At 33.1% G+C, this 15,847-nt stretch carries 9 protein-coding genes; 6 read left to right on the top strand and 3 right to left on the bottom strand.

All coding sequences use genetic code 11. The features are described 5' to 3' along the window. The first annotated feature begins 240 nt into the window (after positions 1-240). Positions 241-1,170 (top strand): PfkB family carbohydrate kinase, encoded by a 930-nt coding sequence (locus tag RSE15_RS09160; protein ID WP_324067850.1) that lies wholly within the window; start codon positions 241-243, stop codon positions 1,168-1,170. An 80-nt stretch (positions 1,171-1,250) separates the two neighbouring features. After that, the gene (locus RSE15_RS09165) at positions 1,251-3,149 is read left to right on the top strand and encodes an amidophosphoribosyltransferase (protein WP_324067853.1); all 1,899 of its coding nucleotides are present in this window, start codon (positions 1,251-1,253) and stop codon (positions 3,147-3,149) included. A gap of 741 nt (positions 3,150-3,890) precedes the next feature. Here RSE15_RS09165 and RSE15_RS09170 read toward each other — a convergent pair. Next, positions 3,891-4,496, bottom strand: coding sequence for a superoxide dismutase (locus RSE15_RS09170; protein ID WP_324067855.1), 606 nt, complete (start codon positions 4,494-4,496; stop codon positions 3,891-3,893). Between the two features lie 199 nt (positions 4,497-4,695). On the opposite strand from RSE15_RS09170, the gene RSE15_RS09175 reads away from it, so the two are divergent. From RSE15_RS09175 to RSE15_RS09190, 4 genes are all read left to right on the top strand, one after another. Continuing rightward, positions 4,696-7,884, top strand: coding sequence for a UvrD-helicase domain-containing protein (locus RSE15_RS09175; protein ID WP_324067857.1), 3,189 nt, complete (start codon positions 4,696-4,698; stop codon positions 7,882-7,884). Positions 7,885-7,915: 31 nt separating this feature from the next. Continuing rightward, positions 7,916-9,112, top strand: a complete 1,197-nt coding sequence (kbl, locus tag RSE15_RS09180) for a glycine C-acetyltransferase (protein ID WP_324067859.1) — start codon at positions 7,916-7,918, stop codon at positions 9,110-9,112. Positions 9,113-9,213: 101 nt separating this feature from the next. Further along, positions 9,214-10,617 carry an OmpA family protein gene (locus tag RSE15_RS09185; protein ID WP_324067861.1) on the top strand — a complete coding sequence of 468 codons (1,404 nt, stop codon included), beginning with the start codon at positions 9,214-9,216 and terminating at the stop codon, positions 10,615-10,617. 63 nt (positions 10,618-10,680) lie between these two features. Then, a complete protein-coding gene (locus tag RSE15_RS09190; RefSeq protein ID WP_324067863.1) occupies positions 10,681-13,458 on the top strand; it encodes a PD-(D/E)XK nuclease family protein in 2,778 nt (925 codons plus the stop codon). A 98-nt stretch (positions 13,459-13,556) separates the two neighbouring features. Here the strand turns inward: RSE15_RS09190 and RSE15_RS09195 are convergent, their stop codons facing one another. Together RSE15_RS09195 and RSE15_RS09200 are read right to left on the bottom strand one after the other, a co-directional pair. Beyond that, positions 13,557-14,339, bottom strand: a complete 783-nt coding sequence (locus RSE15_RS09195; protein ID WP_324067865.1) for an alpha/beta fold hydrolase — start codon at positions 14,337-14,339, stop codon at positions 13,557-13,559. Between the two features lie 175 nt (positions 14,340-14,514). Beyond that, on the bottom strand, positions 14,515-15,807 hold the full coding sequence (locus tag RSE15_RS09200) for an aminopeptidase P family protein (protein ID WP_324067867.1): 1,293 nt from the start codon (positions 15,805-15,807) through the stop codon (positions 14,515-14,517). Positions 15,808-15,847 lie beyond the last annotated feature (40 nt).

Consider the following 15,847-nt stretch of genomic DNA (forward strand, 5'->3'; position numbering starts at 1 on the left):
ATTTTTTATTTATTAAAATTTCTCAAAAATATTCTTTAGTAGTTAAAATTGTTAAAAAATTAGAAAGTATTAAATTATGATGATCATAAAATTATTTTATGAATAAGGTTTTTAATCATAAATGTATACAAAACTCTAACGTTCAAAACCTTTTAAACTTTTATCCCGAAGTTTCGGAACATAAACTTTTAAACTTCTAAACAAAAACTTATCTTTGCGCCTTATTTCAAATTCAATTTAATGAACAAACTATTAATAGTAGGGACAGTAGCTTTTGATGCTATTGAAACACCTTTCGGAAAAACAAATAAAATTTTAGGCGGAGCAGCAACTTACATAGGTTTATCATCTTCATTTTTCAATGTTGATGCAGCCATAGTTTCTGTAGTAGGAGAAGATTTTCCAAAAGAATATTTAGATTTATTAGAAAATAAAGGAGTAAATATAGAAGGGATCGAAATTGTAAAAGGCGGAAAAACCTTCTTCTGGAGTGGAAAATACCACAACGATTTAAATTCGCGCGACACTTTAGTGACCGAATTAAATGTGTTGGCCGATTTTAACCCAGTGGTGCCTCAAGCGTATAAAAATTCGGAGGTGGTTTTATTAGGAAACTTACACCCAATCGTACAATCAGGCGTTTTAAACCAAATGACTGAACAACCAAAATTAATTGTTTTAGATACCATGAACTTTTGGATGGATTGTGCCTTGCCAGAATTATTAGACGTGATTAAACGTGTTGATGTAATCACAATCAACGATGAAGAAGCACGTCAGTTATCAGGCGAATATTCTTTGGTAAAAGCAGCAGCTAAAATCCATACAATGGGACCAAAATATGTGGTAATCAAAAAAGGAGAACACGGTGCATTATTGTTCCACAACAAAGACGTATTCTTTGCTCCAGCATTACCATTAGAAGAAGTATTTGATCCAACAGGTGCTGGTGATACATTCGCAGGAGGTTTCGCAGGATATATTGCGCAATCTGAAAACATTTCGTTTAACAACATGAAAAACGGAATCATTCATGGTTCAAACTTAGCTTCATTCTGTGTAGAAAAATTTGGAACAGAAAGATTGGTTGGCCTTGATAAAAAAGAAGTTAATGCGCGTTTGAAACAATTCAAAGCTTTAACGCAATTTGAAGTAGAATTAGAAGAATAAAAACGTGCCTCGAAATTTCGGGGCATTTTTTGTTTGAAAATAAATAAGAATTACAACAACCTACAACAACACAACAACTTATGAGTGACGCTATACAACACGAATGTGGAATTGCATTACTAAGATTAAAAAAACCGTTAGAATTCTATAAACAAAAATACGGAACCGCTTTTTATGGAGTACAAAAAATGTATTTACTAATGGAAAAGCAACACAACCGAGGTCAAGATGGAGCTGGATTAGCAAGTATTAAATTAGATGTAAATCCAGGAGAAAGATACATCAGTCGTATTCGTTCAAACGACCCGCAACCTATTAAGGATATCTTTGCTCAAATTAACGACAGAATTAGTCGCGATTTAGAAGAACATCCAGAATATCAAAACAATGTGTCACTTCAAAAACAAAATATTCCTTACATTGGAGAAGTGTTTTTAGGTCACGTTCGTTATGGAACTTTCGGTAAAAACAGCATCGAAAGTGTTCACCCGTTTTTACGTCAAAACAATTGGATGCACCGTAATTTAATTGTGGCGGGAAATTTCAATATGACTAATGTAAAAGAGTTATTCCAAAACTTAATTGATTTAGGACAACATCCAAAACAAATGGCCGATACTGTTACTGTAATGGAGAAAATCGGACATTTTTTAGATGATGAGGTTACCGAATTATACAAACAATGTAAAGTAGAAGGATATTCCAAACAAGAAGCTTCTCCAATTATCGGAGAACGTTTAAATGTACAACGCATTTTAGAACGTGCTTCTCGTAATTTTGACGGAGGTTATGCAATGGCTGGGCTTTTTGGTCATGGTGATTCGTTTGTATTGCGTGATCCTGCTGGAATTCGTCCTGCGTATTTCTATGAAGATGATGAAATTGTAGTAGTAGCTTCAGAACGTCCAGTGATTCAAACAGTGTTCAATGTGCCTTTCGAAAAAGTACAAGAATTAGATCCGGGAAGTGCTATTATTATCAAGAAAAACGGAAATGTTACCGTTCAGGAAGTAAGAACACCTTTAATCAAAAAAGCATGTTCGTTTGAGCGAATTTATTTTTCTCGTGGAAGTGATGCCGAAATCTATACAGAGCGTAAAGAATTAGGAAAATTAATCTTTCCAAGTGTTTTAAAAGCCATCGATAACGATATCGATAACACGGTTTTCTCTTTTATTCCAAATACGGCAGAAACTTCTTTTTATGGTATGTCAGAAGCTGCTCAAGACTTCTTAAATCACCGAAAAGCAAAAGCAATTATTGAACAAAAGGATACGTTGACGGAAGATATGTTGAAAGAATTGCTTTCGGTTAAAATTAGAACGGAGAAAATCGCGATAAAAGATGCCAAATTAAGAACTTTTATTACTGAAGACAGCAGTAGAGATGATTTGGTAGCACACGTTTATGATGTGACTTATGGTGTGGTAAAACCTACAGATAATTTAGTAATTATTGACGATAGTATTGTAAGAGGAACCACTTTGAAACAAAGTATCATTAAAATGATGGATCGTTTAAATCCTAAGAAAATTGTAGTGGTTTCATCAGCACCGCAAATTCGTTATCCAGATTGTTACGGGATTGACATGGCAAAACTAGAAGGATTAGTAGCTTTTAGAGCAGCTTTAGAGTTGCTAAAAGAACGCAATTTATACCATATAGTAGAGGAAGTATATCAAAAATCAAAGGCACAAGAAGATTTTATCGATGCTGATGTAGTGAATTTTGTAAAAGAAATTTATGCACCATTCACGGATCAAGAGATTTCAGATAAAATCGCTGAAATGCTAACACCAGACAATACTAAGGCTGAAGTAAAAATTATCTATCAAACGGTAGCTGATTTACACATTGCTTGTCCGAAGAATTTAGGCGATTGGTATTTTACAGGAGATTATCCAACAAATGGTGGAAATCGAGTTGTAAACCGTGCTTTTATGAATTTTTACGAAGGGAAAGATGCTCGTGCTTATTAAAAATAAGTATTTCATCGGTTTTTATTCCATATGGCAATTTTTTAAAGAATTACAAAATTCTATATGTAAATATTAGTAGGTTAAGTTTTAATAAAACATATTAAAACCTTTTTAAAAATTGCATAAAATAAACTGTATTGTTCTGAAAAAGTGCATTTTATCGATAATTTGGGTTGTTCAACAATTTTATTGTGGTTTTAAATAATGTAGCTTTACTTTAGTGTTACCAAAAAATTAGTAGGTTAAGTTTTATGGTAAATTTGGGGCAAAAAGGGTGAAAGAAATTTCGCCTTTTTTTATTTCAAATTTTTACTAAAAGTCATCTCAAAACGACTTTCATCGGGTTTTTATGTACTTCAACAATTATTTTATAATGTAAATTTTTTTTATAATACTTTAGTATTACCAAAAAATTAGTAGGTTAAGTTTTATGGTAGATTTGGGGCAAAAAGGGTGAAAGAAATTTCACCCTTTTTTTGTTTTAAATTTATTGATTTTTAGTTAAAACAACACAAATAACGACTTTCATCGAATTTTTATGTACTTCATCAATTTTTTTGCAATTTTTTGATAGGTCGTTATACATTAGCATTACCAAAAATTTAGTAGGTTTAATTTTATGGTGTATTTAAGTTAAAAAAGGTTAATTAGTTTGCCTTTTTAATTTTAATAAATTTGGGAAAATAGAAAAAGCCGAAGAGTCGCCATACTCTTCGGCTTTTTTATTAAACTGTTTTTTAATTATTTTGCTGCAGCAAAGCGTTTTGCTACTTCTGTCCAGTTAATTACATTAAAAAATGCTTCCATATAATCAGGACGTCTGTTTTGATAATGTAAATAGTAAGCATGTTCCCATACATCCATTCCTAAAATTGGTTGTCCGCCACAAGCAACACCTGGCATTATTGGGTTGTCTTGGTTTGGAGTAGAACAAACTTCTAATTTTCCGTCTTTCACACATAACCAAGCCCATCCTGAACCAAAACGTGTAGCACCCGCTTTTGAAAATTCTGCTTTAAAAGCGTCAAATGAACCAAATGCAACGTCAATAGCAGTAGCTAATTCACCTGTTGGTAAACCACCACCATTTGGCGACATGATTTCCCAGAACATAGTGTGATTATAATGTCCACCACCATTGTTACGAACTGCCATATTGTTCATGTCTATATTTTTCATCAAATCTTCGATAGATTTTCCTTCTAAATCTGTTCCAGCGATTGCTGCGTTTAGATTCGTAACGTAAGCATTATGGTGCTTAGAATGGTGAATTTCCATTGTTCTAGCATCAATATGTGGTTCTAATGCATCGTATGCATAAGGTAATTGTGGTAATTCAAAAGCCATAATATTTTATTTTTAGATTAGTAATATTTTCACCAAATTTACAAATTAAACTTCGGAATCAAAAATAGATAGTTTCTATACCGCTATTATTAAGATAAATATAACATTTGAAATCACTTTTAAAAAAGTTTGCGAAGCAAAAACCTATGAATAAATAGGTGATTGCATATTTGACAACTAAAAAACGGCATTTACATATATGAAAACAACCGCTTTTACGATATACGACGCTTCGGCCGGCTCAGGAAAAACTTATACGCTAACTAAAGAATATTTAAAAATTCTTTTCTTGGCTACGAATGATGATGCCTATCGAAAAATTTTGGCTATAACTTTTACCAACAAAGCGGTAGAAGAAATGAAAAGTAGAATTGTTTCGAGTTTGTACGAGTTTTCTATTGATTCTACTTCTGATAAAGCGATGGAATTGTTAAAAGATGTTGCTTCGGAAACCAAATTGAGTATCGCTACTTTAAAAGAAAAATCGAAAGCCATTATCAAAAATATAATTCATAATTATGCGGCGTTTGATATTTCTACAATTGATAAATTTACGCATAAAGTCATACGAACCTTTGCTCAAGATTTGAATTTACCTCCAAATTTTGAAGTCTCGTTGGAAACCGATTCTTTATTACAAGAAGCGATTGATTTCGTAATATCCAAAGCAGGAGACGATGTAAATTTGACTAAATTATTAATAGAATTTTCAAAAGAAAAAACCGACGACGATAAAAATTGGGATATTTCTGCCGAATTATTAAAGATAGCCCAATTGATTACGAACGAAAACAATTCGGAAGAAATCAAAGAAATGTCCGACAAGAGTTTGGATGATTTTGGGGTAATTAAAAAGAAATTACAAGAAGAAATCAAAGAATTAAAATCGGAATGTAAGGCAATTGCTCAAAATGTTTTAGATGAAATGGATTCGAATGGTGTTTCTCGAAAATCGTTTTATTCCAGTTATGTCCCCAATCATTTAGAAAAAGTTGCAGCGGATAAAATCGCTATAAACGAAACGATAATTAATTATTTAGACGGAACAAAATCGCCTTATTCAAAGACGGTTCCGCAATCCGATAAAGATTTTATTGATGAAATGGCTTCCGAAATTTTAGCTTCGGTTGTTGTAATCAATGAAAAAACAGGAAAAATTTCAATGTATGAAGCTTTTCTGCAAAACCTAAATCCGCTTTCGTTACTAAACACAATTTATCAGGAATTCAAACAAATTCAGGAAGAACAAAATTTAGTTTCGATTTCCGATTTCAATAAAATCATTCATAACGAAATTCAAAACCAACCAGCGCCTTTTATTTATGAGCGTTTGGGTGAAAAATACCGTCATTATTTCATCGATGAATTTCAGGATACTTCGGTGATGCAATGGCAAAATTTAATTCCGTTAATTGATAACGCTTTATCAGGTCAAGACGATTTTGGTCAGAAAGGAACTTTGATGTTGGTGGGTGACCCAAAGCAAGCCATATATCGATGGCGTGGTGGAAAAGCCGAACAATTTATAGATTTAGCGAAAGATGATAAAAAACACAATCCGTTTTCAAATAAAGACAAAGAAACGCTTCGTTTAGGAACGAATTATCGCAGTTATTCTGAAGTTATTCAGTTTAATAATGCTTTTTTCAAGCAATTAGCTGATAAATTTCAGAACGAGGATTATAAAAATTTATACGAAAACCTTTCGCATCAAGAAATCAATTCCAAAAACGGAGGTTATGTGAATTTATCGTTCATCGAAGTACCAGAAGATGAAACGGAAGTGGAGGGTTTTGATTCGGACAACGATTCTATTACAATAAAAGATAAATTTTATTTGAATCAAACCTTAAGAACGATTGAAAAATGTATCGCTAACGGATTTGAATACAAAGATATCGTCTTGCTTACGCGAACGAAAGCACCCGGAATTAAATTAGCGAATTTCTTAACCGAAAACAGCATTCCGATTTTATCTTCGGAAACGTTATTGATTCAAAATGCGACCGAAGTGAAGTTATTGATTGCGTTGCTTCGTTATTTGAAAAATCCAAAAGACGACGAATCGAAAGTGTATTTCTTGTATTTTATTGCTAAATATTTGCAATCGGAAGTAGCAATTCATGATTTTATTGTAGCTGCAAAAGATAAAAATGCGGAAGAATTAGAATCCTTTTTGAAAACTATCGGAATTGAAATTTCGTTCAAAAATTGCAAGAAAAAATCCTTGTATGAAGCTGTCGAAATTTTAATAGCGACGTTTTTAAATGATAAAGTGAATACTTCTTATTTGCAGTATTTCTTGGATTTAGTTTTAGAGAAAGATGTAAAAGTGCAATCGAGTATTGCTGATTTCTTGGAGTATTGGGACAAAATTGGCTATCAAAAAAGCATTCCATCTCCAGAAGGAACAAACGCAGTTCGCATCATGACGATTCATAAATCAAAAGGATTGGAGTTTCCTGTGGTCATTTTCCCGTTTGCCGAAGAAGATTTTTCGAGAAAAATTAAAGATAAACTTTGGATTCCGTTAGAAGATTCGAATATTGATTTGCCAAAAGCATTAATCAATAACAAAAAAGAAGTCGAAAGTTATGGAAACGAAGCTAAAACCATTTTTCAAACTAAAAACCAAGAAGAAGTTTTAGATACGATTAACGTTTTGTACGTAGCTTTAACGCGTGCCGAAGAACAATTGTATGTGATTTCTAATAAGCTTACCACTAAAAAAGGCGATTTATTTACCAATAATTTGTCGTACTATTTTGTTGAATTCTTACAGAATTCTGAGAAATATGAAGATGCAAAATTGGAATACGAATTTGGAAGTCCAACTCGAATTTCAACGAACAAAGCACACAAAGGGAAAAACAATCAAATAGGTATTGTAACCCATAAATTAAATCCAAAAAACATCAAAATTGCACAACGTGAAGCTTTAATGTGGGGGACCATTCAGCAAGATGCGATTAATTTTGGGAATATCCTCCACGAAATCATGGCATTTATTCATACTAAAGATGAGGTGAATTTGGCGATTCAAAAAGCAACCGAATTGGGATTGATTACGTTTTCTCAGCAAAAAATTTTCAAAGAAACGATAGCTAAAATTGTGCATCATGAACAATTGATTCCATTTTTTGATGCAGATACAAAAGTATTTAACGAGCAAAACATCATAAAAAAAGCCACAAAAAACAGCAAGCCAGATAGAGTTGTAATTAAAGATAATATGGCTTATTTGTTAGATTATAAAACAGGAGAAAAACACCATAAACACAAAGCGCAATTAGAAGAATATGAATTGGCTTTACAAGAAATGAAGAACACGGTTGCAAAAAAAGTATTAATATACATAGGTGAAAGTATAGAAATAGTAACTTTGTAACCATAAACTAATAACAACAAACAAAAATAACATGTACGGAAAAATCCAACACCACCTACAAAACGAATTAAATACGATTCAAGAAAACGGATTATTTAAAAAAGAACGCATTATTACTTCACCTCAAGGAGCAGAAATTACGATTTCGACCGGTGAAACAGTTTTAAATTTTTGTGCAAATAATTATTTAGGACTTTCCTCGCATCCAGAAGTGGTTCAAGCAGCAAAAGACGCTTTAGATTCTCATGGATTCGGAATGTCGTCAGTACGCTTTATTTGTGGAACACAAGATATTCACAAAAAATTAGAACAAAAAATCGCAAATTTCTACGGAACAGAAGATACTATTTTATACGCAGCAGCTTTTGATGCTAACGGAGGAGTTTTTGAACCTTTATTAGGTGAAGAAGATTGTATTATTTCTGATAGTTTAAATCATGCTTCTATTATTGATGGGGTTCGTTTGTGTAAAGCAGCGCGTTACCGTTATGAAAATAACAACATGGAAGATTTAGAGCAACAATTAATCAAAGCAACTGAAGCAGGTCATCGTTTTAAATTAATCGTAACTGACGGAGTTTTCTCAATGGACGGATTGGTAGCGCCATTAGATAAAATTTGCGACTTGGCAGATAAGTATGATGCTATGGTTATGGTAGATGAGTGTCACGCTGCTGGTTTTATAGGCGCTACAGGAAAAGGAACATTGGAAGCTAAAGGTGTAATGGGAAAAGTAGATATCATCACAGGAACATTAGGAAAAGCTTTAGGTGGAGCAATGGGAGGTTATACAACAGCCAAAAAAGAAGTGATTGAAATCTTACGCCAACGTTCACGCCCTTATTTATTTTCAAATTCGTTAGCTCCATCTATTGTAGGGGCTTCATTAAAAGTTTTTGAACTATTAGAAAAAGACACGACTTTAAGAGATAAATTAGAATGGAATACTAATTATTTCAAAGCTGGATTAAGAAAATCGGGTATTGATTTCATTGACGGAGACTCTGCAATTGTCCCAGTTATGCTATATGATGCAAAATTATCGCAAATAATGGCAGAAGAATTGTTAAAAAAAGGAATTTATGTTATAGGATTTTTCTTTCCAGTTGTGCCAAAGGATAAAGCACGTATTCGAGTACAGTTATCGGCTGCACATACCCAAGCACATTTGGATAAAGCTATAGAAGCTTTCACAGAAGTTGCTAAAAAATTAGGAATAATCAAGTAAAATAAGACAATTAAGTATTTTTTTTAACAAAACTTTTTATAGTTAAAAAAAAATATTACTTTTGTTGCAATTATAACGCATTGTAATTAAATAAATCAAGTATGAAACATTTAAAAAAATTATTAGTTGCTGGTTTAATGTTTGCAGGTATAACATCTCAAGCACAAGATAGTAACAATCCGTGGGCAATCTCTTTTGGAGCTAACGGAGTAGACACAAAAGTGAGTTCTGTTGGAAACGATAGTCCAAAGTGGATTCAGCTAGGAAACGCTAGAGAAAACTGGAATTTTATTCCTTCAGTGTCTTATTTAAACCTTTCTAGATATGTTGGAGATGGTTTTTCTTTTGGATTAACAGGATCTGTTAACAAAATTGACAAAATGGCTTACAGAGTGCCAGGTACAGGTTCAACTGATGTAGTTGTAAATCCTGGGGATTTATCATATTATGCGGCTGACGCAACAATCAAGTACAGCTTTATGGAAATGATTGGTACTAAATGGTTTGACCCATCTCTTAATTTAGGTGGAGGTTATACTTTCTTCGGAGATGCATCTGCAGGAACAGTAAATGGTGGATTAGGATTAACTTTTTGGTTTTCTGAACAAGTTGGTTTACAATTACAATCTACTTACAAACATTCATTTGATGACAACAGAGTTGGTAATATTGATGTACCAAGTCACATGCAACATTTTGCTGGTTTAACTTTCAAGTTTGGAGGTAAAGATACAGATGGTGACGGAATTTACGACAAAGATGATGCATGTCCAGAAGTAGCTGGGTTACCAGAATTCAAAGGATGTCCTGATACAGATAAAGACGGAATTCAAGATTCAGAAGATGCTTGTCCAGAAGAAGTAGGAACTAAAGAATTAAATGGATGTCCTGATACAGATGGTGATGGAATCATTAATTCAGAAGATGCTTGTCCAGAAGATAAAGGAACAAAAATGATGAATGGTTGTCCAGATGCTGACGGTGACGGTGTTGCTGATAAAGATGACAAATGCCCTACTGTAGCGGGTGCTAAAGATAACGCTGGTTGTCCATGGCCTGATACTGACGGTGATGGTGTTGCTGATAAAGATGACAAATGTCCTACTGTAGCTGGTACTGTTGCTAACAACGGTTGTCCAGAAGTATCTGACGATACAATGAAAAAATTAAATGATTACGGTAAAACTATCTTGTTTAACTCTGGTAAAGCTTCTTTCCAAAAACAAACAATCCCAGTTTTACAAGCTATGACAGCTATTTTAAAAGAGTACCCAACAGCTAAATTCTCTTTAGAAGGCCATACTGATAATTCAGGTTCAGATGCTTTAAATCAAAAATTATCTGAAGAAAGAGCAGCAGCAGTTAAAAGTTTCTTAATTGAAAATGGTATTGATGCTTCAAGATTATCTTCTAAAGGTTTTGGTGAGTCTATGCCAGTAGATTCAAACAAAACTGCTAAAGGTAAAGCGAATAACAGAAGAGTTGAAGTGAAATTAGTGAAATAATTTCTTTCAAAAATATATTAAGAAACGCCCCGATTTGTCGGGGCGTTTTTTTATTTTTATAAAATGAAACAGACTACTTTTTTAGATAAACTAAGCCAAACTATTTTGTCAAATTCAGCTATTGAATTAGCCAATTGTCTTATTGTTTTGCCAAATAAAAGAGCCAAAGTGTTTCTTTTAGAAAGTTTAAAAAATCAATTAGAAACAACCTCGTTTGCACCCACTATCATTAGTATTGAAGATTTCATTCAAGAAATTTCAGGTTTGCGTACGATTGACTCAATTGAATTATTATTCGAATTCTACGAAGCCTATCTTTCCGTTACCGAAAAAGCCAAACAACAAACCTTCGAAGAATTTGCTACTTGGGCAAAAACCGCAATTCAAGATTTTAATGAAATAGATAGATATTTATTAGATCCAAATCATGTTTTTTCTTATTTAAAAGATATTGAAGCTTTGAAAAGATGGAATTTAGAACCATCAAATACTACCAAATTAATAGATACACATCTAGAATTTTGGGCTAAATTACCTTTATACTACGAATCTTTTTATAATCATTTGTTTAAAAAAGGAATCGGTTATCAAGGATTATTGTACAGAGAAGCAGTAAAGAACTTAATTCCGTTTACGGCAACTATTACCAATCAAATCTATTTTGCAGGTTTCAATGCGCTAAATCAAGCTGAAGAAAAAATATTCAAGCATTTAGCAAACGAAAACAAAGCCAAAATTTATTGGGATATCGATGAGATTTTTCTCAACGACTCTTATCATGATGCTGGTTTGTTTATTAGAAAGTTTAAAAAAGAATGGAAACCATTTGTTAATCAAGATTTCGAATGGGTTGTCAATCACTTTAGTGAAGAAAAAAATATTGAAATTATAGGCACTCCTAAAAGCATTGGTCAAGCCAAAATTGCGGGAACCATTATTGAAAAAATTCAATCTGAAAACCCAAATTTAGAAAAAACTGCGGTTGTTTTAGGTGATGAAAACTTGTTGCTCCCAGTTTTATATGGTTTGCCCGAATCGGTAGATGCGTTGAATATTACAATGGGTTATCCAAGTAAAAATAATCCTGCACAACTTTTAATAAGCAAGTTGTTTAAGTTGCATACCAATGCCAAACAACGTAATGAAAAAACCTACACATTTTACTACAAAGAAGTTTTAGATATTCTAAATCATCCTTTGGTGGAACCCTATTGTAAAGTTGATGAAGTGGTAAATGTGATTAACAACAACAATTTCACGTTCTTTTCCAACCAAAAATTGTTTAGTTTATACGAAGAAAAATACCCGAATTCAGAAAGTAAATTATTTCAATTGTTGTTTACTCGTTGGGATGATTCGATTTCTGATATTTTAACAAACTTACATTCGATTTTACTCACCATAAAATCCTATTTAAGCAATGACGATGCCGAAGAAAAAGTGACGAAAGCTTTTGTGTATTCAGTGTTTAAAACGATAAATAAATTAACTAATTACCACGAAACCTATAATCAAATCGAAAGTTTGCCATCACTTCAGGCGATTTACAAGCAAATTATCGATTTAGCGAAAGTTTCTTTCGAAGGCGAGCCTTTGTCAGGTCTTCAAGTAATGGGTGTTTTAGAAAGCCGTGTGTTGGATTTTGAAAATGTGATTATCACTTCGGTAAACGAAGGTAAATTTCCAGCTGGAAAATCGCAAAATTCATTCATTCCATATGATGTAAAGAAAGAATTAGGCTTACCAACGTACAAAGAAAAAGATGCGATTTATTGCTATCACTTTTATCATTTGTTGTTGCGAGCGAAAAACGTTTGGCTGCTTTACAATACCGATAACGAAGGAATTGATGCCGGCGAAAAAAGTCGTTTCATAACCCAATTAGAAATCGAAAAACAACCAAAACACAACATTACAAGCACTATTTACAACGCTGTTTTACCCGAGAAAGCTTACGAACCTATAACCATTCCAAAAACGGATAAAATTCTAACACGTTTGCATGAAATCGCAACCGATAAAGGATTTTCGCCATCGTCTTTAACGAATTATATTCGTAATCCGTTACAGTTTTATATGCAACGCATTTTACGTATTAATGAAGCCGATGAAGTGGAAGAAAACATTGCAGTAAATACGTTGGGAACTATTATTCATAATGCTTTGGAGGAGTTGTATACGCCTTATTTGAATCAGTATTTAGCTTTGCATCATATTGAAACGATGGAAACTAAAATTGACGAGGTAATTCTAAAACATTTTAAAGAAATTTACAAAGAAGGCGAAATCACAAAAGGAAAAAATCTGTTAGCTTTTGAAGTAGCGAAACGAAATGTCTTCAATTTTTTACAATTAGAAAAGAAAGATATCGAAGAAGGTCAAGCCATAAAAGTAGTATTGTTGGAAGCGAGTTTATCATGTGAAATTGAAGTGAAATCGTTGCCATTTCCAATAAAAATTGCAGGTAAAGTCGACCGAATCGAAGAACGAAACGGTGCCATCCGAATCATCGATTATAAAACAGGAAAAGTATTGGGTAATAGTTTAAAAATTAATGATTTTACTGATTTAACTACTGATATAAAAAATGAAAAAATTATTCAGTTGTTGTGTTATGCCTTGATGTTTGAAAATCACGAATTGAAACAAAACCGAGAAGTTTCAGCGGGAATTATTTCGTTTAAAAATATGAAAAATGGCTTTTTACCTTTCGGATTAGGAAAAGGAAAAGACACCGAATTAGCTATTTCAAATCAAATTTTAGAAGATTTTAAAGCAGAATTAGAAACGTTGATTGTAGAAATTTTCAATCCAGAAATTCCGTTTAAAGAAAAAATTTAGTTGCCACAGATTAAAGGATTTCCACAGATTTAAAATCCTTATAAACTGTGAAATCAATTTACTTTGTGTTCATTGTGCCTTCTTTGTGACTTTAGTGGTTAAACCTTTTTCAAAAAACCACTCAAAACCGTCAACAATTCGGCTTGATTTTCAAAATGACTCATGTGGCCGTCTTCAAAAGTGGTAAGTTGTACTTGTGTACCTTCGATTTGTTCTAAATTCTCATCGTAATTTAGAACTGGGTCTTTTTTACCTAAAATAAGTTGAATGGGAAATGGAGCTAAATGTAAAATGACTTCACGGTCTTTTCTAATTTTCATGCCTTCTAACGCTGCAACAATGCCTTGAAGCGGGGTTTTTAATGCTTCTAATTTCACTTCTTCAATAATGTCTGCTAAAAGGTCACGATTGTTTTCGCTGAACAAGTTAGCAATACTCATTCGGATAAAAGCTGAATAATTTTGTTTCACGGCCACAATAGCTCTATCACGATTTGCTTTTCGTTCGTCACTATCGGCTCTTGAAGTGGAGTTTTGCAACACAATTCCTTTGACGTTATCGGCATACAATTCGGCGAAAGCCAACGCCACATAACCGCCCATCGAATGTCCAATCAAAACCGTTTTTCTGATTTTTAATTCGTGCAATACATGATGTACCATATCGGCTTGGTCTTCCATCGTGTGGACATAACCCAAACATTCGGTAGCACCATGGCCTAATAAATCGATAGTAATCACGCGGTGTTTCTTTGCCAATTCAGGAATAAAAGCCTTCCACATCGATTGATTTTCCAAAAAACCATGCAATAGCACCACAGCCTTTCCTTTTCCTTGGTCGGTGTAAGCAATTTTGGTGTTTTTGAAGTGCGTGGTTTTCATGATGGCAAAAATATGTTTTTAGCTACGATTTCTCGAATTAATTTTAAACTTTATTAAAAAAACAGGAACACAGATTTAAGAAATTATATAAATTTTAAAAATTTCTCCAATCTGTGTTCCAAAAAAAACGGCTCACTTTCGTAAACCGTCTATATTCTAATCTCTATGTTCTCAATTAAGCATTCATTATCGATTCAATTTCCTCAATTTCAATTGGAATATTATGCATTAAATTAAATGCAGCTCCTGTTGATTGAATTACCATATCGTCTTCTAAACGAATACCAAAACCTTCTTCTGGGATATAAATTCCAGGCTCAACTGTGAACACCATGTTGGCTTGCATTGGTTCGTGTAATAATCCGTAATCGTGTGTGTCTAATCCCATGTGGTGTGACGTTCCGTGCATAAAATATTTTTTATACGCTGGCCAATCTGGATTTTCGTTTTGCACATCGGCTTTATCGATTAACCCTAAACCAAGTAATTCAGAAGTCATGATTTTGCCCACTTCTACATGATATTGTTTCCATAATGTGCCTGGAACCAACATTTTTGTAGCTTCGTTTTTCACATTTAAAACTGCTTGATAAACTGCTTTTTGTCTATCTGTAAAACGACCCGAAACTGGAACCATACGTGTCATATCACTTGAATAATTGGCGTATTCTGCACCAACGTCTAATAAAATCAAATCACCAGCTTTACATTGTTGATTGTTTTCAATATAATGTAACACATTTGCGTTATTTCCAGAAGCGATAATTGGCGTGTAAGCAAAACCTCTCGAACGATTTCTTAAAAATTCATGTGCAAATTCGGCTTCAATTTCATATTCCATTACGTTTGGTTTTACGAAATTTAAAACTCTTCTGAATCCTTTTTCTGTAATGTCACATGCTTTTTGGATTAAATCCAATTCTTCACTTTCTTTTACCGAACGCAATCTCTGTAAAATAGGATTTGATTTTTCTACTTTGTGCGCTGGATAATTTTCTTTCCACCATTTCACAAAACGCGCTTCACGAGTTTCTGTTTCAATAACAGCTCTGTAATGTTCGTTGGTGTTGATGTAGATTGTTTCAGCATACGCCATAACTTCTTTCAACGTTTTGTGGAAATCTTGTAACCAAATCACCGTTTTAATTCCTGAAACTTCAAAAGCTCGTTCTTTAGTCAGTTTTTCACCTTCCCAAATTGCAATATGCTCGTTGGTTTCTTTTAAGAATAAAATTTCTCTCAAATGTTCGTAGGGAGCATCAGGAAAAAGCAATAAAACACTTTCTTCTTGATCCACACCAGATAAATATAAAATATCTCTATGTTGTGCAAAAGGCAATGTACTATCAGCACTTACAGGATATATGTCGTTTGAATTAAAAACTGCAACGCTATTTGGTTTCATTTGAGCCGTAAATTTAGCTCTGTTTTTAACGAACAAATCGCGGTCTATTTGATGGTATTTCATAATGTAATATTTTGTTCTTCAAAATTAATAAGATAAAAAT

Source organism: Flavobacterium sp. (assembly GCF_035195345.1).
Lineage (GTDB): Bacteria > Bacteroidota > Bacteroidia > Flavobacteriales > Flavobacteriaceae > Flavobacterium.